Annotated in this window: 1 protein-coding gene; it reads left to right on the top strand. The window is 51.1% G+C overall.

Translation table 11 applies throughout. The annotated features are described in order from the left end of the window. On the top strand, positions 1-264 hold a 264-nt coding region (locus ACO0LI_RS30740; protein ID WP_423037736.1), incomplete at both ends, for an ExbD/TolR family protein.

Genomic DNA, 264 nt, shown 5'->3' with positions numbered 1-264 from the left:
ATACGGTCAAGCTCAAGCTGCCGGCAGAAACCAACGTGATTTACAAAACCAAACCGGAAAACATCACCCTGTCGGTGAACAAGGATGGTGATCTGTACTGGAACGGCAGCATGAGGCCGCTGGCTGGTACGGATGCCCTGTTTGAAAAGCTCAAGGTAGAAGCAGTCAAGATCCCGCAACCGGAGTTGCATATCCGTGGAGATCAGAATACCCGCTATGAGTTTATTGGCAAAAGTATCCTGACGGCACAACGTGCCGGTATCG

Origin of the sequence: Undibacterium sp. Tian12W, assembly GCF_049339405.1 — a bacterium.
Taxonomy (GTDB): domain Bacteria; phylum Pseudomonadota; class Gammaproteobacteria; order Burkholderiales; family Burkholderiaceae_D; genus Undibacterium.
Note: the sequence above shows the minus strand (reverse complement) of the source record. Positions and strands in the feature narration are given on the sequence as shown.